At 70.7% G+C, this 18,724-nt stretch carries 17 protein-coding genes; 12 read left to right on the plus strand and 5 right to left on the minus strand.

What is annotated here, in order from left to right:
- Positions 1–42 precede the first annotated feature (42 nt).
- From WFI52_RS08925 to WFI52_RS08935, 3 genes are read left to right on the plus strand one after another with little or no spacing between them, the layout of a single operon-like run.
- Positions 43–624 carry a copper resistance CopC family protein gene (locus WFI52_RS08925; protein ID WP_336626754.1) on the plus strand — a complete coding sequence of 194 codons (582 nt, stop codon included), beginning with the start codon at positions 43–45 and terminating at the stop codon, positions 622–624.
- Complete coding sequence (locus WFI52_RS08930; protein ID WP_336626753.1) at positions 621–1,178, plus strand: copper chaperone PCu(A)C; 558 nt, start codon at positions 621–623, stop codon at positions 1,176–1,178. Before WFI52_RS08925 ends, WFI52_RS08930 begins: the two co-directional genes overlap by 4 nt.
- Positions 1,178–2,407, plus strand: coding sequence for a Dyp-type peroxidase (locus WFI52_RS08935; RefSeq protein WP_336626752.1), 1,230 nt, complete (start codon positions 1,178–1,180; stop codon positions 2,405–2,407). Before WFI52_RS08930 ends, WFI52_RS08935 begins: the two co-directional genes overlap by 1 nt.
- Here the strand turns inward: WFI52_RS08935 and paaZ are convergent.
- The 4 genes from paaZ to WFI52_RS08955 are packed head-to-tail and all read right to left on the minus strand — an operon-like array spanning position 2,380 to position 7,323.
- Positions 2,380–4,500, minus strand: a complete 2,121-nt coding sequence (paaZ, locus tag WFI52_RS08940) for a phenylacetic acid degradation bifunctional protein PaaZ (protein ID WP_336626751.1) — start codon at positions 4,498–4,500, stop codon at positions 2,380–2,382. The genes WFI52_RS08935 and paaZ overlap by 28 nt on opposite strands.
- The gene (locus tag WFI52_RS08945) at positions 4,497–5,354 is read right to left on the minus strand and encodes a 3-hydroxyacyl-CoA dehydrogenase family protein (protein ID WP_336626750.1); all 858 of its coding nucleotides are present in this window, start codon (positions 5,352–5,354) and stop codon (positions 4,497–4,499) included. The genes paaZ and WFI52_RS08945 overlap by 4 nt, the downstream gene beginning before the upstream one ends.
- Positions 5,351–6,100: an enoyl-CoA hydratase/isomerase family protein gene (locus WFI52_RS08950; protein ID WP_336626749.1), complete on the minus strand. Its 750-nt coding sequence runs from the start codon at positions 6,098–6,100 to the stop codon at positions 5,351–5,353. Before WFI52_RS08950 ends, WFI52_RS08945 begins: the two co-directional genes overlap by 4 nt.
- Complete coding sequence (locus WFI52_RS08955) at positions 6,097–7,323, minus strand: thiolase family protein (RefSeq protein WP_336626748.1); 1,227 nt, start codon at positions 7,321–7,323, stop codon at positions 6,097–6,099. The genes WFI52_RS08950 and WFI52_RS08955 overlap by 4 nt, the downstream gene beginning before the upstream one ends.
- Before the next feature lie 159 nt (positions 7,324–7,482).
- On the opposite strand from WFI52_RS08955, the gene WFI52_RS08960 reads away from it, so the two are divergent.
- From WFI52_RS08960 to WFI52_RS08975, 4 genes are all read left to right on the plus strand, one after another.
- Positions 7,483–8,178, plus strand: coding sequence for a TetR/AcrR family transcriptional regulator (locus tag WFI52_RS08960; RefSeq protein WP_336626747.1), 696 nt, complete (start codon positions 7,483–7,485; stop codon positions 8,176–8,178).
- Positions 8,178–8,609, plus strand: coding sequence for a PaaI family thioesterase (locus WFI52_RS08965; RefSeq protein ID WP_336626746.1), 432 nt, complete (start codon positions 8,178–8,180; stop codon positions 8,607–8,609). The genes WFI52_RS08960 and WFI52_RS08965 overlap by 1 nt, the downstream gene beginning before the upstream one ends.
- An 88-nt stretch (positions 8,610–8,697) precedes the next feature.
- Positions 8,698–9,081, plus strand: coding sequence for a MarR family winged helix-turn-helix transcriptional regulator (locus tag WFI52_RS08970; protein WP_336626745.1), 384 nt, complete (start codon positions 8,698–8,700; stop codon positions 9,079–9,081).
- A 106-nt stretch (positions 9,082–9,187) separates the two neighbouring features.
- Positions 9,188–10,849, plus strand: coding sequence for a BCCT family transporter (locus tag WFI52_RS08975; RefSeq protein ID WP_336626744.1), 1,662 nt, complete (start codon positions 9,188–9,190; stop codon positions 10,847–10,849).
- 218 nt (positions 10,850–11,067) lie between these two features.
- Here the strand turns inward: WFI52_RS08975 and WFI52_RS08980 are convergent, their stop codons facing one another.
- The gene (locus WFI52_RS08980) at positions 11,068–12,492 is read right to left on the minus strand and encodes an MFS transporter (protein ID WP_442927728.1); all 1,425 of its coding nucleotides are present in this window, start codon (positions 12,490–12,492) and stop codon (positions 11,068–11,070) included.
- An 87-nt stretch (positions 12,493–12,579) separates the two neighbouring features.
- On the opposite strand from WFI52_RS08980, the gene WFI52_RS08985 reads away from it, so the two are divergent.
- From WFI52_RS08985 to WFI52_RS09005, 5 genes are all read left to right on the plus strand, one after another.
- Positions 12,580–14,418: a DEAD/DEAH box helicase gene (locus tag WFI52_RS08985; protein WP_336626743.1), complete on the plus strand. Its 1,839-nt coding sequence runs from the start codon at positions 12,580–12,582 to the stop codon at positions 14,416–14,418.
- Positions 14,419–14,797: 379 nt separating this feature from the next.
- Positions 14,798–16,669 (plus strand): molecular chaperone DnaK, encoded by a 1,872-nt coding sequence (dnaK, locus tag WFI52_RS08990; RefSeq protein ID WP_336626742.1) that lies wholly within the window; start codon positions 14,798–14,800, stop codon positions 16,667–16,669.
- A gap of 12 nt (positions 16,670–16,681) precedes the next feature.
- Complete coding sequence (locus WFI52_RS08995) at positions 16,682–17,251, plus strand: nucleotide exchange factor GrpE (RefSeq protein ID WP_336626741.1); 570 nt, start codon at positions 16,682–16,684, stop codon at positions 17,249–17,251.
- A 43-nt stretch (positions 17,252–17,294) separates the two neighbouring features.
- The gene (locus WFI52_RS09000; RefSeq protein WP_336626740.1) at positions 17,295–18,296 is read left to right on the plus strand and encodes a DnaJ C-terminal domain-containing protein; all 1,002 of its coding nucleotides are present in this window, start codon (positions 17,295–17,297) and stop codon (positions 18,294–18,296) included.
- 2 nt (positions 18,297–18,298) lie between these two features.
- Entirely contained in the window at positions 18,299–18,724 is a 426-nt protein-coding gene (locus tag WFI52_RS09005; RefSeq protein WP_336626739.1) for a heat shock protein transcriptional repressor HspR, read from the plus strand.

Below are 18,724 nucleotides of genomic sequence, written 5' to 3' on the forward strand. Positions count from 1 at the left end.
CGTGCGCGCCGATCCGGCGCGTGATCGATCGGTGGTCTTCCGTTGTCCCGTTCCCGTACTCTCATCGCCACTCTGTTCCTCGCCGCCGCACTGGTCGTCGGGGCTGCGTCTCCTGCTGCCGCGCACGACGAGCTGGTCGCCAGCTCGCCGTCGCCCGGGGAGCGTCTCGATGCAGCACCGAGCGAGGTCTCGCTGACCTTCTCAGCCGACGTCCTCACGATCGGAGCGGCCGTCGTCATCGCGGACGCGTCCGGCCGTGACTGGGCGGCGGGCGCGCCCGTCGTCACCGACGGCGTCGTGACCGTGGCGATCGAGCCGGGCATGACGGACGCCGGGTACGAGATCCGCTGGCGCGTCGTGTCGGAAGACGGACACCCCATCAGCGGACTCGTGCCCTTCACGGTGGGCACGGGCTCACCGTTGGAGCGGAGCCCCGCGGCGACCGCGGCGCCGACCGACAACCCGGCCGCGGGCGCGGGCGACGCCGTGCAGGAGCAGAGCGCACACGAAGATCAGGCGGTCCTGAGGATCGCGCTGGTCGGAATCGGCGGGGCGATCGTCGCCGCCGCCGTCTTCACCCTTATCCAGCTTCTTCGCCGAAAGAAAGGCACTCCCGCATCATGAACACCCGCACCACAACCACCACTCGCGTCGGCCTCCTTCTCGCTGCGGCCGCGCTCGCCCTCACCGGCTGCGCGTCTGCGGCGTCCCCCGTCGCATCGCCGACCGCGGAGCGTGACGGGCAGTCCGTCACGATCGCGGATGCCTGGGTCAAGTCCGCCGAGTCCGGCATGTCCGCGGCCTTCGGCACGCTCGAGAACACCTCCGATCACGACATCACGCTCGTGTCGGCCGAGTCGCCGGCATCGACGATGCTCCAGCTGCACGAGACTGTCGCGAACGACTCGGGCGCCATGGTGATGAAGGAGAAGCAGGGCGGATTAGTCATCCCGGCGGGCGGCAGCTTCGCCCTCGAACCGGGTGGCAACCACATCATGCTGATGGACCTCACGGCGCCCCTCATAGCCGGCGACGAGGCGACGTTCACCCTGACGTTCTCGGATGACTCGACCTACGAGTTCACGGCGCCCGTCAAGGACTACTCGGGCGCCAACGAGAACTACGAGGGCGGCGACATGCACATGGACATGACGCCCACCCCGACGCCGAGCAACTGATGGCTGCGCCCGATCAGGGCGCGCGTCGATCCGGCTCGACCCGGCGGCAGTTCCTCCTCGGAGGGGCTGTCGCCGGCGTCGGCGCCGCGGCCGCCATCGGCGTGGACCTCGCCCTCAACTCGACATCCGACGCCGCCGCCCCGGCCGCGCCGTCGGTGCCGCTCAACGGTGACGAGATCGTTCCGTTCCACGGCATCCACCAGGCCGGAATCGACACGGATGCCCAGGCGCACGGCACGTTCGTCGCGCTCGACCTGCGCGACGACGTCGATCGCGAGGGGCTGCGCCGACTCATGCGCATCTTGAGCGACGACGCCGAGCGGCTCACGCAGGGTCGGCCCGCGCTTGCCGACTCGGAGCCCGAACTCGCCCTCGCGCCCGCCCGGCTCACGGTCACCTTCGCGTTCGGTCCGGGCTTCGTCGCGCGGGCCTCGGGCCCGGCGCCGGACTGGCTGCGCCCGCTCCCGGCCTTCGCGATCGATCGCCTGCAGGACGAGTTCAGTCACGGGGACCTGCTGCTGCAGATCGCGGCCGACGATCCGCTCACGGTCGCACACGCCACGCGCATGCTGGTGAAGGACACCCGGAGCTTCGCGACGGTGCGGTGGGTGCAGCAGGGCTTCCGTCGCGCGTACGGCTCCGTCGCACCCGGCACGACGATGCGGAACCTGTTCGGCCAGGTGGACGGCACGGCGAACCCGAAGCCCGGAACCGCTGAGTTCGACACCGTCGTGTGGTCGGGGGCGGGATGGCTCGCCGGTGGGACCGGGATGGTCGTGCGGCGCATCCACATGAACCTCGACACCTGGGACAAGCTCGACCGGTCCGGTCGGGAGCAGTCCGTCGGGCGGACTCTGCACAACGGGGCGCCCCTCACCGGAGTGAACGAGCACGATGAGCCCGACTTCGCCGCCACCACCGCGATCGGATTCCCGGTCATCCCCGAGTTCTCCCACGTGCGGCGATCCCGTCCGGACGACACGAGCCAGCGCATCTTCCGCCGGGCCTACAACTACGACGAGCGCCCGGCCGGTGCGGACGTGTCGGACTCGGGGCTCGTGTTCGTCTCGTTCCAGGCCGACATCGATGCGCAGTTCACGCCCATCCAGCGGCGCCTGGACGAGCTGGATCTGCTCAACGAGTGGACGACGCCGATCGGTTCGGCGGTGTTCGCTGTGCCCCCGGGGTGCGCGGAAGGCGGTTACATCGGCGAGACGCTACTGGCGTGAGCGTCGGGTGACCCGCCGACGTTCTCCGCCCACTCCTTCGCGACGAGGGTCAGCACGTCGTACTCGGCGACGAGCTCGTCGCGGTCGTTGCGGATCACGGCATCCCACCGCACTTCGCCGTACGCGTCGCTCTCGCGCGGAGTGATCTGCTTCGCCGTCAGCGCGACGCGGATGCGGTCGCCGGGCGACACCGGGGTCACGAACCGCAGGTTCTCGAGGCCGTAGTTGGCGAGAACGGGTCCCGGATCGGGGTCGACGAACAGACCCGCGGCCCACGAGACGAGCAGGTAGCCGTGCGCGACGCGCCCCGGGAAGAAGGGGTTCGCCGCGGCGGCCGCCTCATCCATGTGCGCGTAGAAGGTGTCGCCGGTGAAGTGCGCGAACGTCTCGATGTCGGCGAGGGTGACCTCGCGCTCGGCCGAGTCGACGCGGTCGCCGATGCGGAGGTCGGCGAGCGACTTACGGAACGGGTGGATGCCGGAGGCATCGGCATCCGCGCCCTGGTGCCAGACGCCGGTGAGGGCCGTCAGCATGCGCGGCGACCCCTGGATCGCGGTCCGCTGCATGTAGTGGAGGACCGCCCGGATGCCGCCGAGCTCCTCTCCGCCGCCGGCGCGCCCCGGCCCACCGTGGAGCAGATGCGGCACGGGCGAGCCGTGGCCTGTCGAGGTGCGGGCGTCGTCGCGGTCGAGGAAGAGGACGCGCCCGTTGTACGCGCCGATCCGACCGAGGAGCTCGGTCGCGACGGCGGGATCGTGCGTCGCGACGCTCGTGACGAGCGAGCCGCCGCCGCGCCCGACGAGCTCGGCAGCCTCGCCGACGGTGCGGTAGCCGAGGACGCTCGTGACGGGGCCGAACGCCTCGATCTCGTGCACGGCGGCCCCCGCCAGGGCGTGGTCGGGGTCGAAGGCGAGGACGATCGGGGCGACGAAGGCCCCTTCCGGCGAGGTACCCGTACTGCCGTCGGCCCGCACGACCTCCGGCTCGGCGGTGGAGCCGATGACGACGCGACCGCCCGCGCCCTCGAGCGCGGCGACCTGTCGGAGCACCTCGTCGCGCTGGGCGCGCGAGACGAGCGGACCCATGGTGACGCCCTCGGCGTGCGGATCGCCGAGGATCACGCGCTCGGCGAGCTTGTCGGCGAGGGCGCTGACGAACGCCGGCTCGATCCCCGCCGGGACGATCGTCCGGCGGATCGCGGTGCACTTCTGACCCGCCTTCGTCACCAGTTCGGCGAGCACCTGCCGCACGAACGCGTCGAACTCGGGCGTCCCCGGAACGGCGTCGGGCCCGAGCACCGACGCGTTGATCGAATCGGTCTCGCTTGTGAACCGCACCCCCGGCCGCGCCTGCACGCGCAGGCGCTCAGCGGTCGAGGCACTGCCGGTGAACCCGACGGCGTCGCCCAGCTCGAGGAGGTCGAACAGGCCCGGCACCGCGCCGCTCACCAGTTGGAGGGCGCCGCTGGGCAGCAGGCCCGAGTCGGTGAGGATCCGCACCCACGCCTCGGCGAGGTACGCGGTCGGGGTTGCGGGCTTGACGATCGTCGGGACGCCCGCGAGGAAGGCGGGTGCGAACTTCTCGAGCGCCCCCCACACGGGGAAGTTGAAGGCGTTGATCTGCACCGCGACGCCGGGCAGGCGTGTGAACACGTGCCGGCCGAGGAACGACCCGTCCTTCGAGAGCACCTCGACCGGGCCGTCGAGCACGACCTGCGCGTTCGGCAGCTCGCGCCGCCCTTTGGAGGAGTACGTGAACAGCACCCCGATGCCGCCGTCGACGTCGACCGCGGCATCCCGCGCCGTCGCCCCCGCACGGGCAGAGAGGGCGTACAGCTCCTCTTTGCGGGCCGTGAGGGCCTGCGCGAACTGCTTCAGCAGCAGCGCGCGCTGGTGGAAGGTCACGGCGCCGAGACTCGCCTGACCGACCTCGCGCGCGTACGCGACGGCGGCGGCGAGATCGATCCCCTCCGTGCTGACGCGGCAGATCTCCGCGCCGGTCGAGGCATCGCACACGACCGCGGCGTCGCCCGCGTCGGCGGGGCGGGGCGCCCACCAGACATCCTGCAGGTAGCTCGCGAGCACGTCGGTCATGAGTCACTCCATTCGTAGAAGCCGCGGCCCGCCTTGCGGCCGAGGTGCCCCTCGGCGACGAGGCGGCGCAGCAGGTCGGGTGGGGAGAAGCGCGGACCGAAGGCGGCCTCGAGCTCTTCTGCGATGCCGAGGCGCACGTCGAGCCCGACGATGTCGGTCGTGCGCAGGGGTCCGGTCGGATGCCGGTACCCGAGCTCCATCGCGGTGTCGATGTCGGCGGCAGTCGCGACGCCCTCCTCGAGCATGCGGATCGCCTCGAGCCCCAGCATCACTCCGAGTCGACTCGACGCGAACCCCGGCGAATCGCGGACGACGACGGGTGCCTTGCCGAGCGCGTCGACCCAGGCGCGTGCGCTCTCGACGACGGCGGGTGCGGTCGCGGCCCCCGTGACGATCTCGACGAGCGCCGACGCGGGCACCGGGTTGAAGAAGTGGAGTCCGAGGAAGCGCTCGGGGTGCGTGATCGTCGCGGCGAGCGCATCGATCGAGATGGACGACGTATTCGATACGATCGCGGATGCCGGGGCCACGACGCGCGCGATGCGCCCGAGGGCGTCCCCTTTGAGGGCGCGGTCTTCGGGCACCGCCTCGATCACGAGATCGGCGTCCGCGAAGGCGGCGATGTCATCGCCGACCGTCAGCGCGGCTTCGAGGTCGTTCAGGGGGCGGTCGGTCGAGCCGCGCTCGACCGACCGGGCGAGGCTGTCGCCGATGCGCTGCGCCGCGGCATCCGCCGCAGGCGCGTCGCGCTCGATGACCGTCACGCGACTGCCGGCGAGGAGGAACGCGTGTGCGATCCCGGCGCCCATGCGGCCGCCGCCGAGGACGCCCACGCGGGCGGGGGTCGAGGTCATGACGAGGTCTTCCGCTGGCGGCGTTCGAGGAAAGCGGTCATCCGCCGGTGCTTCTCGGCGCTGTCGAAGAGCTCGGCCTGCAGCTCGAGCTCGATCGCGGGGTGGGCGTCGGGCGGCGCGAGCAGGGCGCGCTTGGTCAGCTCCGTCGCCCGCCGGCCGTTCGCGGCGATGCGATCCGCGACCTCGTGCGCCGCCGCGAGCAGCGCCCCGGGCGCGTGCACCGCCGAGACGAGGCCCCACGACAGCGCCGTGTCGGCGTCGATCATGCGGCCGGTGAGCAGCAGGTCGCTCGCGCGGGCGTGGCCGACGATCTCGGGCAGGCGCCACGTCGCGCCGGCCGCGGCGATGATGCCGAGTCCCGTCTCGGGGTTGCCGAACCGGGCGTGCGGGGTCGCGAGACGGATGTCGGCGGCGTACGCGAGCTCCGCGCCGCCGCCGAGCGCGTAGCCGTCGATCGCGGCGATCACGGGCATCGGGAGCTGCCGGATGCGCATGAACACGGTCGAGTTGATGCCGCGACGGGCGTCGGCCGCGGTCCGCTCGCGCAGCTGCGCGATGTCGGCGCCCGACGCGAACACGCCGCCCGCGCCGATGAGGATCAGCGTCTTCCGCTCGACCTCGAGCCGCGCGCACAGCGCGTGCAGCTCGTCGACCATGCCCTGATCGATCGCGTTGCGCGTCGCGGGGCGGTCGAGCGTCGCGACGACGCGGTCGTCGGTCTCGTCGATGCGGACGGCGGCGGTCACGCGGCGCCGCCCGCGGCGGGAGGGGTGGATGCCGCGGCATCCACCCGTTCGACGATCAGCGCGGTGCCCTGACCGACGCCGACGCACATCGTGGCGAGCCCGTAGCGGGCGTCTTCGCGTTCGAGGCGGCCGAGCAGGGTGACCATCAGGCGCGACCCGCTCGAGCCGAGCGGGTGGCCGAGGGCGATCGCGCCCCCGTCGGCGTTGACGATGTCAGGGTCGAGTCCCAGGCGCCGTATCGAGGCGAGCGCCTGTGTCGCGAACGCCTCGTTGAGCTCGACCGCTGCGAGGTCCGCGACCGTGAGGCCGGCTTTCGCGAGCGCCTTCTCGGTCGCGGGCACGGGGCCGAGGCCCATGATCTCGGGGGCGAGCGCGGCGGCGGCGTGCGCGACGATGCGTGCCCGCGGGCGCAGTCCGTGGCGCTCGACCGCGAGGCCGCTGGCGACCACGACCGCGGATGCCCCGTCGCTCAGCGGGCTCGAGTTCCCGGCGGTCACGACCTCGCCGCCCGCGACGACGGGCCGAAGGCGCGCGAGAGCTTCGGCGGTCGTCTCGCGACGGGGCCCCTCGTCGGTGTCGACGACGCCGCGCGGGGTCTCGACCGCGACGATCTCGGGGGCGAGGCGGCCGACGTCGATCGCCGCGATCGCCCGCTCGTGACTGCGCAGGGCGAACGCATCGGCATCCTGCCTCGTGACGCCGTCGACGCGGGCGACCTCTTCGGCAGTCTCGGGCATGGAGAAGGTCGCCTTGTCGCGCGCGGCGAGGCGCGGGTTCGTGAAGCGCCAGCCGATCGAGGTGTCGAACGCCTCACCGGGCTTCGCCCACGCGCGTGCGGGCTTGGCCTGCACCCACGGCGCGCGGGTCATCGACTCGACGCCACCGGCGACGACGATGTCGGCGTCGCCCGCGCGCACGGCGTTCGTGGCGATCGCGATCGCCGACATGCCCGAGGCGCACAGGCGGTTGACCGTGATACCCGGGATGTGGTCGGGCAGACCCGCGAGGAGCACCGCCATGCGCGCCACGTTGCGATTGTCCTCGCCGGCCTGGTTCGCGGCGCCGAGCACGACCTCGTCGATCGCGTCGACAGGCACGCCCGCCAGGGCGACGGCCTGGCGCACGACGAGAGCGGCCAGATCGTCGGGGCGCACGTCCGCGAGCGCGCCGCCGTAACGGCCGACGGGGGTGCGGACGCCGCCGATCAGGTAGGCCTCGGACATCGTCATCCCCTCGTCCGCCATCGTCGGCGAGCTGCGCTTGTTTACAGAACAATCGTTCAGTAATAATGGCAGAGGTGCTGTGGGGCGGCAAGCGGGCGCGACGGCGAGGCGTCTCCCGCGCACCCCGAGGCGCGGAGTGCATAGTGCCAGACTGGAGACATGACCGTGGATGCCGCAGCCGCACGCACCGCCGCGGCGACGCCCGCATCCGCAGCGCTGCCGGCGTCTCCCGCGTCACCGGCCCGCCGTGGCCGCCCGGGCTACGACCGCGCACAGGTCATGACGATCGCGGTGCAGTTGTTCAATGATCAGGGGTACGACGCGACATCGGTCGCCGACCTCGCCGCCAAGCTCGGGCTGACGAAGTCGGCCCTGTACCACCACGTCGAATCGAAGGAGTCGATCCTCGCGGTCGCCCTCGACGACGCTCTGACGGGACTCGAGCGCGCCCTCGACGACGCGGTCGCGGTCGAGGCGACCGCGCTCGCGAGTCTCCGGCACATCGTGCGCGGAGCGGTCGGCGTGCTCACCGCGAAGCTGCCGCAGGTGACGCTCCTGCTGCGCGTGCGCGGCAACAGTGAGATCGAGCGTGCGGCGCTCGAGAGGCGGCGCGCGTTCGACCACCGCGTCACGGCGCTCGTGCGCGAGGCTCAGAGCGCGGGCGATCTCGTCGGCGACATCGACGCCGCCGTCGCAACCCGCCTCATCTTCGGCATGGTCAACTCGCTCACCGAGTGGTACCGCCCGGGCGGGGCCGTCGACCCCGAGCAGCTGGCCGACGACGTGCTGCGTCTGTCGCTCGGCGGGCTCGAGTGCGACCCCGACGGCGGCCGAGCGGTCGGCGGGAGCCTCTGATGGCGGCGGATGCCGCGGCATCCATCCGCACCGGGCCGCACGAGCCGTGGCGCATCGCGCTCGGAGAACTCGACGCCAAGCTCGGGGTCGAGATCGTCGCGCAGTCGGTGGCCGGCGTGATCGCGACGATGCCCGTCGCGGGCAATACGCAGTCGCTCGGCCGTCTGCACGGAGGTGCAAGCGCGGCACTCGCCGAAGCCGTGGGGTCGTGGGCCGCGCTCATCTTCGCGTCGACCCACGGCAAGGCGTGCGTCGGGGTCGACCTCAGCATCACGCACCATCGTGGAGCGCGCGCGGGTGTCATCCGCGCGACGGCGACGCCGCTGCATCTGGGGCGCCGGGTGACGACGCACGAGATCCGCATCGAGCACGAGGACGGCACCCACCTCGCGACCGCCCGCATCACCAACCTCCTGATCGAGCCCGAGTAGCCGAATGCTCTCCACCAGACGCACGGCAGCACCGCCCCCGGGGTGGGAGAGGTGCTGCCGAATCGTTCTCGCGGATCAGGCCTCGCGCGTGGCCGCGCCGCGCGCGAACCCGGCGTCGAAGCCGCGCATCGGCGGCCCCGCGCGTCTGCGGCTGCTCGAAGCGCTCGCCGCGGCATCCCACTCGCTATCGGTGAGCGAGCTCGGCGAGGCGATCGGTGTTGATCAGCCGCGCGCCTCGCGGCTCGTGCAGCAGGCCGTCGACCTCGGGCTCGTACGCCGTGAGGCTGATCCCGACGATGCGCGCCGCACGCGAATCGCACTGACCGACGACGGCGCTCGCGTCGCGCGGGGGTTCCGCGGTCAGCGCCGCGAGCACCTCTCGCAGGCGCTTCGGGGCTTCACCGCCGACGAGCGCGCCGAGCTCGCGCGCCTCCTCGCCAAGCTCGCCGACGCTTGGCCCGACCACCGCTGATCGCACCCGACGGGTGCGCCCCGGCGCCGCGAGCACATGCGGGCGCCGCTCCGCAACCCCCGGCTCGCTTTGGCGGACCGGATCCGTGCCTCGGTTCCGTGGAGGGATGACCGCGTCGACTCTGGCCGCCGATCCGCTGGCCTCACGCCCCCTCGCCCGCTGGGTCTTCTGGCCCGCCGCCGTCGTCATCGTGGGCGTCGCGGCCTTCGCGATCGCCGTGCCGGATGTCGCCGAGCAGACGTTCGCGACGATCCAGTCGACGATCGTGCGCACCTTCAACTGGTACCACGTGCTGATCGCGGCGTTCTTCGTCGCCTTCGTGCTTGTGCTGGGGTTCAGTCGCTTCGGAGACATCAAGCTCGGCAAAGACGACGACGAGCCGGAGTTCTCGACCGGAGCGTGGTTCTCGCTGCGGTTCGCCGCGGGCATGGGCATCGGCCTCGTCTTCTACGGCGTGAGCGAGCCCCTCAGCCACTTCGTCTCGCCCCGGCCGGGCGTCACCGGCACCGAGGCGCAGCTCGCGCAGAGCGCGCTCATCCAGACCTACCTCCACTGGGGCGTGCAGGCCTGGGCGATCTACGTCGTCATCGGCGTCGCGCTCGCCTACGCGATCCACCGCCGCCGCCGTCCGGTGTCGATCCGCTGGGCGCTCGAACCGCTCCTCGGCAAGCGGGTGCGCGGCACCTGGGGCAACGTCATCGACACGCTCGCCCTCGTCGGCACGGTGTTCGGCGTGGCCACCTCCCTCGGCCTCGGCGTCCTGCAGATCGGCGCGGGACTCGGTGCTGCAGGGTTCGGGACGCCCGGCACGGCTGTGCAGATCGTGATCATCGCCGTCATCACGGTGTTCGTCCTCGCCTCGGTGCTCTCCGGGGTGGGGCGCGGCATGAAGTGGCTGTCGAGCTTCAACCTGATCCTCGCCGCGGTGCTCCTCGTCTTCATCCTGTTCGCCGGTCACACCGAGTACCTGCTGCGCGAATGGGTGCAGTCGATCGGCGCGTACCTGCAGAACTTCGTCGGGCTGAGCTTCACGGTGAGCGCGTTCCAGGGTGAGGCGGGAGAGCAGTGGCAGGCGGCCTGGACGTCGTTCTACTGGGGCTGGTGGATCTCGTGGGCGCCGTTCGTCGGCATCTTCATCGCGCGCGTGAGCAAGGGGCGGACGGTGCGCGAGTTCGTCCTGGGCGTGCTCGTCGTGCCGACGCTCGTCGGCATCCTGTGGTTCGCGGTGCTGGGCGGGTCTGCGCTCTACCAGGAGATCCAGAGCCCCGGCTCGATGCTCGCCGCCGACGGTTCGGTCGATCTGCAGGGCGCCCTGTTCCAGCTGTTCCAGCACCTCCCCGGAACGCGGGTGCTCACGCTCGGTGCGATCCTGCTGATCGGCATCTTCTTCGTGACATCCGCCGACTCGGGCGCGCTCGTGATGGGGATGATCGCCACCGGCGGCGACGCCGAGCCGAAGCGCTGGATCCGCGTGTTCTTCACGCTCGCCACGGCCGTCCTCGCCGTGGCCCTGCTCCTCGCCGGAGGGCTCTCGGCGCTGCAGACGGCTGCCATCACGATCGCGCTGCCGTTCAGCGTCGTGATGCTCCTCATCTGCTGGGCGACCGTCATCGCCTTCCGACGGGAGCGCCGCGTCTACGAACGCGCCGAACGCGCGCAGCTGGTCGACTACGTCGGAGAGCACTACGGCCTCGACGTCGAGACGGGCAACGAGCAGGGCGTGCGGATGCCGCGGTGGTGGCGCGCGCGGCGGCATCCCCCGGCCTGACGCGTCGACGGTCGGGTCGCCTCGGCATCCCGCCCGCCCCGGCGCCCCGCCCGCTCCGGGGTCTCGCCCGCTCCGGCAACCCGCCCGAACTGCAAGGGATCGTGCGCGCCACGCCGAGCGCAGCGGGGATGCCGCGGCGTGTCGTCCGCACGACCTTGCAGTCGCGTCGGGCCGCGTGCCGGGACCGGCGCGTTGCGTCGGGTGCGCGCGGCGCCCGGTCAGGCCCGCCGCACGTGCTTCGGCAGGCGCACGAACAGCAGCAGCACGAGCCCCGCGAGCAGCACGATCGCGATGCCCAGAATGCCCCAGTAGGTCGCCCCGAAGGCGACGATGAAGAGGGTCCACATGGCGGGGGAGATGAAGCTCGCGACACGACCCGTGGTCGCGTAGAGGCCGAAGATCTCGCCCTGCATGCCCGCGGGGGTGACGCGCGCGAGGAGCGAGCGCGACGCCGCCTGCGCGGGGCCCACGAACGCGCAGAGGATGAGACCGCCGACCCAGAACGGCGCCTTGCCGCCGTCGTGCAGCAGGAACACCGCGAGAGCGATCACGACCAGGCCCGTGAGCGAGGTCACGATGACGGCGCGCGCCCCGAACCGGTCGTCGAGTCGCCCGGCGATCACGGTCGAGACCCCGGCGACGAGGTTCGCGACGATGCCGAAGATCATGACCTCGTTCGGCGAGAAGCCGAACGCGACGGCGGCGAGGACCCCGCCGAAGGCGAAGACGCCCGCGAGTCCGTCTCGGTAGACGGCGCTCGCGACGAGGAACCAGAACGTCGACCGGTGCTCGCGGTAGAGCCGCGCGACGTCGCGCACGAGCTCACGGTACGCGCCGAAGAAGCTCACACGCCTGCCGTCGCCCGCCCGCGCGGGAGGCTCGGGCACGTTGAGGAACAGCGGGATGGAGAACACGATCGTCCACACGGCGCAGCCGACGGCGATGAGCCGGTAGGCGAGGCCGTTCGAGGTGTCCATGCCGAACCAGTCCGCGAAGGTCAGTGCGACGACGAGGCCGAGCGCGAGGATGCCACCGATGTAGCCGAGCCCCCAGCCGAGCCCGCTCACACGGCCCACGGTGCGCGGCGTCGACACGCTCACGAGCAGCGCGTTGTAGTTGACTCCCGCGATCTCCGAGACGACCGCGCCGATCGAGACCATGACCGCGCCGTACCAGAAGTAGATCGGGTCGGCGAAGACGAAGAAGAGGCTGAACTGGATGAGAGCGAGGAGCACCGTCGTCACGAGCAGCCAGCGCTTCTTGCGCCCCGCGCGGTCGGCGAGCTGGCCGAGCACCGGAGCCACGAGCAGGATCAGGACGCCGGCGAGGGTGGAGATCAGCCCGTATCCGCTCGAGAGGTCGGCGAGGGCTCGCTCCTTCACCGGGTCCTTATCTGCGAGGGCGGCGATGTCCGCCGGGAGGAAGTGGTCCGAGACGAGGTAGAGCGACACGAAGACGAAGGTCAGAATGACGGAGTTGAACGGCTGGGTCGCCCAGTCCCACATCGCCCACGAACGGACTTGGCGGCGCGGCACCTGCCGCTCGTCGCCCGAGTCCTGGAACATCTCGCCGATCGCGCCGAGCGCTCGGGTGTCGGCGGGCATCGGGGGTTTCGGGGCGGAAGCGGGGTCCATGTCGGTCATGCTGAGGCCCTTCGATGAACGGGTGGTGACGGCGCCGTCACGGTGCGTGCTCAGACTATGACGGCCGAGGCGGATACCGTGGTCACCATGGCATCCGATATCGCGACCCCTTCCGCCGACGCACAAGCCGCTGACGCGCACACCGCAGATGTGGTGGTCGCGGCATCCGACCCCGCCTCCACTCCGACGTTCGCCGAACTCGGCCTCGACGCGCCCGTCCTCAAAGCGCTGAAGGACGTCGGCTACGAGACGCCGTCGGCGATCCAGGCGGCGACGATCCCCCCGCTGCTGGAGGGGCGCGACGTCCTCGGCACGGCGCAGACCGGCACGGGCAAGACGGCGGCATTCGCGCTGCCGATCCTGTCGCGCCTCGAGCTGTCGCAGAAGACGCCGCAGGCGCTCGTGCTCGCGCCGACCCGTGAGCTCGCGCTCCAGGTCTGCGAGGCGTTCGAGTCGTACGCGGCGCACCTGAAGGGCGTCCACGTCCTCCCCGTGTACGGCGGCCAGGGATACGGGCAGCAGCTCTCTGCGCTCCGCCGCGGGGTGCACATCGTCGTCGGCACGCCCGGGCGCATCATGGACCACCTCGACAAGGGCACACTCGACCTCTCCGAACTGAAGTACCTGGTTCTCGACGAAGCCGACGAGATGCTGCGGATGGGTTTCGCGGAAGACGTCGAGACGATCCTCGCCGAGACCCCCGACGACAAGCAGGTCGCTCTCTTCTCGGCGACGATGCCGGCGCAGATCCGCCGCCTCGCGGGCACCTACCTGAAGAACCCGGAGGAGATCAACGTCAAGGCGAAGACCTCGACGGCGACCAACATCACGCAGCGCTACCTCGTCGTGTCGTACCCGCAGAAGGTCGACGCCCTCACCCGCATCCTCGAGGTCGAACCGTTCGAGGGGATGATCGTCTTCACCCGCACCAAGAACGAGACCGAGACCCTCGCCGAGAAGCTCCGTGCCCGCGGGTACACGGCCGCCGCGATCAACGGCGACATCGCGCAGGCCCAGCGCGAGCGGACCGTCAACCAGCTGAAGGACGGCAAGCTCGACATCCTCGTCGCGACCGACGTCGCTGCGCGCGGGCTGGATGTCGAGCGCATCAGCCACGTCGTCAACTTCGACCTGCCGATCGACACCGAGTCGTACGTGCACCGGATCGGTCGCACGGGTCGCGCGGGCCGTACCGGCGACGCGATCAGCTTCGTCACTCCGCGCGAGCGTCGCATGCTGGCATCCATAGAGAAGGCCACGCGCCAGCCGCTCACCGAGATGTCGCTGCCGAGCGCCGACGACGTCAACGCGACGCGCCTCACCCGCTTCGACGACGCGATCACGGCGGCGCTGTCGGAGACCGAGCGCATCGACCGCTTCCGCGACATCATCAACCATTACGTGCGCCACCACGACGTGCCGGAGGCCGATGTCGCGGCCGCGCTCGCCGTCGTCGCACAGGGCGAGACGCCGCTGCTGCTGGATGCCGCCGACGACGAGCCCGTGCGCCGCGACCGTGACCGGTTCGACCGTGACCGGGGGCGTGACCGCGACCAGGGTGAGCGCGGCGAGCGCGGTGACCGGCCGCGCCGCGAGCGGCGCGACGGGGCGACGGCGACCTATCGCATCGAGGTCGGCCGCCGGCACAAGGTCGAGCCGCGGCAGATCGTGGGGGCGCTTGCCAACGAGGGCGGGTTCCGCCGCGAGGACTTCGGCGCGATCCAGATCCGACCCGACTTCTCGCTCGTGGAGCTTCCCGCAGACCTCCCGCGCGCGACGCTCGACCGCCTCGCGAACACCCGCATCTCGGGCCGACTCATCGAGATCAAGCCGGACCGTTTCCAGCGCTCCGCGAAGCGCCCCGAGCGCGGCGACCGCGATCGCGACGACCGCCGGGAGCGCCCGCGCCGTCGCTACGACGACTGATCCCACCTCCGCCCGCCCGCCGAGGGTGCACTCCTTTTCGCCGAGGGTGCATTCCTCTTCGCCGAGGGTGCACTCCTTTCGGCCGAGGGTGCGGCCGCTTCTCTCGAGGGTGCATTCCCCCTCTCCTGTGGCTGCACCTTCGCGTGAAACGAGTGCACCTTCGCGTGAAACGAGTGCACCTTCGCGTGAAACAAATGCACCTCGCGAGGAACGAATGCACCCTCGCGTGAAACGAGTGCACCCTTGGGTGAGGCGAAAGTTGAGCCGATTCATATCAAGTTCACTTGACACGGACGGAAGCCGCGGGTAACGTGGCATCCATCACAAGTTGAGCCTCTACGACTCAACCCCACAGATTTCTCCGCGAAAGGAACAACACATGGCACGTGCAGTAGGTATCGACCTCGGTACGACGAACTCCGTCGTCGCCGTCCTCGAGGGCGGCGAGCCGAAGGTCATCACCAACGCCGAGGGCTTCCGCACGACCCCCTCGGTCGTCGCGTTCACGAAGGACGGCGAGGTGCTCGTCGGCGAGACCGCCAAGCGCCAGGCTGTGACCAACGTCGACCGCACGATCTCCTCCGTCAAGCGCCACATGGGCACCGACTGGAAGACCCAGCCGATCGACGGCAAGCAGTACACGCCGCAGGAGATCTCGGCGCGCATCCTGCAGAAGCTGAAGCGCGACGCCGAGCAGTACCTGGGCGACACCGTCACCGACGCGGTCATCACGGTGCCTGCGTACTTCAACGACGCCGAGCGTCAGGCCACGAAGGATGCCGGTGAGATTGCCGGCCTCAACGTGCTGCGCATCATCAACGAGCCCACCGCGGCGGCCCTGGCCTACGGCCTCGACAAGGGCAAGGAGGACGAGCTCATCCTCGTCTTCGACCTCGGTGGTGGTACGTTCGACGTCTCTCTGCTCGAAGTGGGCAAGGACGACGACTTCTCCACCATCCAGGTGCGCGCCACGGCCGGTGACAACCGGCTCGGCGGTGACGACTGGGACCAGCGCCTCGTCGACTACCTGATCAAGCAGTTCAAGAACACGACCGGCGTCGACGTCTCGGGCGACAAGATCGCGCTGCAGCGCCTCAAGGAGGCCGCGGAGCAGGCGAAGAAGGAGCTCTCGTCTTCGACCAGCACCTCGATCAACCTGCCGTACCTGTCGCTCACCGAAACCGGCCCCGTGTCGCTTTCGGAGACGATCACGCGCGCGAAGTTCGAGGACCTCACGAAGGACCTGCTCGACCGCACGAAGAAGCCGTTCAACGACGTCGTCGCCGAGGCGGGCATCAAGGTCGCCGACATCGACCACGTGGTCCTCGTCGGCGGCTCGACCCGCATGCCGCAGGTCACCGAACTCGTCAAGCAGCTCACCGGCGGCAAGGAGCCCAACAAGGGCGTCAACCCCGATGAGGTCGTCGCCGTGGGTGCCGCCCTCCAGGCGGGCGTCCTCAAGGGGGAGCGCAAGGACGTGCTGCTGATCGACGTCACCCCCCTGAGCCTCGGCATCGAGACCAAGGGTGGCATCATGACGAAGCTCATCGAGCGCAACACCGCCATCCCGACCAAGCGCAGCGAGACGTTCACGACCGCCGACGACAACCAGCCGTCGGTCGCGATCCAGGTGTTCCAGGGTGAGCGCGAGTTCACGCGTGACAACAAGCCGCTCGGCACCTTCGAGCTGACCGGCATCGCGCCGGCTCCCCGGGGCATCCCGCAGGTCGAGGTCACGTTCGACATCGACGCCAACGGCATCGTGCACGTGTCCGCGAAGGACAAGGGCACCGGCAAGGAGCAGTCGATGACGATCACGGGCGGCTCGAGCCTCCCGAAGGAAGACATCGACCGCATGGTGCGCGAGGCCGAGGAGCACGCCGCCGAGGACAAGAAGCGTCGCGAGTCGGCCGAGGTGCGCAACCAGGCCGAGACGCTCTCGTACTCGATCGAGAAGCTCATCAAGGACAACGAGGACAAGCTGCCGGCCGAGGTCAAGGACTCCGTCCAGGCCGATGTCGACGCGCTGAAGTCCGCGCTGGCGGGCGACGACGAGGATGCCGTGAAGACGGCCTTCGACAAGCTCAACGCCTCGCAGTCGCAGCTGGGTGAGGCGATCTACGCCTCGCAGCAGGCTGCCGGTGAGCAGGGCGACCCGACGGTCGGCGAGCCCGGCAACGGCGAGACGCCCAACCCCGAGGAAGACGTCGTCGACGCCGAGGTCGTCGATGACGAGGACGACAAGAAGTAAGAGAATCGGAACATGACGAAGGACTTCGAGAACGAAGTCCCCGGTGACGAGGGGTCGGATGCCACGGCATCCGGCCCCGACTCGCAGGAGGACTCCCTGACGGTCGACGACATCCTGGGGGCGGAGCAGACCGACGACGCTGCCGTGGCCGAGGCATCCGATGAGGACAAGGATCTGCTGCTCGACCTCAAGCGCGTGCAGGCGGAGTACGCCAACTACCGCCGCCGCACCGAAGAGCAGCGCGAGGTGGAGATCGCCCGCGCCACGGGGTCGGTCGCGAAGGGGCTGCTGCCCGTGCTCGACGACCTCGACCGCGCCGAGAAGCACGGCGACCTCGCCGAGGGGTCGCCTCTCGCGGTCATCGCCGAGAAGCTCCGTGCCGTCGTGTCGCGGCTCGGTGTCCAGACCTACGGCACCGCCGGTGAGGCGTTCGACCCGCAGCAGCACGAGGCGATCTTCCACGCGCCCAACCCCGGTGGCGTCGCCGACGGCACGATCCTCGACGTCGTGGAGGTGGGCTACCGCCTGGGCGACATCGAGCTGCGTCCGGCGAAGGTCGTCGTCGCCGGCTCGCCCGACTGAGTGGTGATTCCGACGAGACTCAACCCCGAGAAGGGAGGTGTCCATGGCCAGTCAAGACTGGTTCGATAAGGACTTCTACAAGACACTGGGCGTCGCCAAGGACGTCTCCGAAGCCGACCTGAAGAAGACGTACCGCAAGCTCGCGCGCAAGTACCACCCCGACTCGACGCAGGGGGATGCCGCCGCAGAGGCGAAGTTCAAGGAGATCAGCGAGGCGTACGCCGTGCTGTCCGACAAGGACCAGCGCGAGGAGTACGACCAGATCCGCGCGATGGGATCGGGCGGTGCCCGCTTCCAGGCACCCGGCGCCGGCGGTACGGGCGGGTTCGAAGACGTGTTCAGCCGCTTCGGCGGAGGCTCGCGCGGCGGCTCGTACCAGTCGGCCGATTTCGACGACCTGTTCGCGATGTTCGGCCAGCAGCAGGGATCCGGCCGATTCGGGTCGGGGCGCTTCGGCCAGTCCAGCGGCGGCTTCCAGGGCTTCGGCGGCCCGCATCGCGGCGCCGACGTCACGGCGCGGACGACACTGGACTTCCAGACCGCGGTGCGCGGCGAGACGATCACCCTCGCCGGAGAGGACGGCAAGCCGTTCAAGGTGAAGATCCCCGCGGGTGTCGCGGACGGGCAGAAGATCCGCCTGCGCGGTCGCGGCCGGCCGTCGCCCGACGGGGGCGAACCGGGCGACATCGTCGTTCAGGTGACGGTGCGCCCGCACCCCGTGTTCACACGGGACGGCCTGAACCTGCGCCTCACGGTGCCGGTCACCTTCCCCGAGGCGGCGCTCGGCGCGACGATCGAGGTTCCGACGCTCGGTGGCGATCCCGTCAAGCTGCGCGTCGCCCCCGGCACGCCGTCGGGGCGCGTCCTGCGCGTCAAGGGGCGCGGTGTGGCCTCGAGCAAGGGCACGGGTGATCTGCTCGCCGAGGTCCAGGTCGCGGTACCCGCGCACCTGGACGACAGGGCCAAGGAGGCTCTCCTCGCCTTCCAGGCGGCAGAGCCCAAGGAGAACCCGCGCGCCGAGCTGATGGCGAAGGCGCGGGAGTAGTCATGGCGCACGACGAGGTCGACGAGGAGGCCCCGATCTTCGCGATCACGGTCGCGGCGGAGCTCGCGGGCATGCACCCGCAGACGCTCCGCCAGTACGACCGACTCGGCCTCGTCGTCCCCGCCCGCACCCAGGGCGGATCGCGCCGGTACTCGCTGCGGCACGTCAAGCAACTGCGCGAGGTGGCCTCGCTCTCCGCCGAGGGCATGAGCCTGCCCGCGATCTCGCGACTCATCGAGCTCGAGAACACCGTGCGGTCGCTGCGCGCGCAGGTGCGCGATCTCGAAGGACGGCTGCGCGACGAGGTGGAGAGTCGCTCGCGCGTATTCGCCGCAGGAGCATCCGGATCGGTCGTCACGCTCCGCCACGGCACGCGCGTCCGGCGCGCCACGGAAGTCGTGGTGTGGCGGCCGCCGGCAGACGACTGA

Origin of the sequence: Microbacterium sp. MMO-20 (genome assembly GCF_037147735.1) — a bacterium.
In the GTDB taxonomy this organism is placed as follows: Bacteria; Actinomycetota; Actinomycetes; order Actinomycetales; family Microbacteriaceae; genus Microbacterium.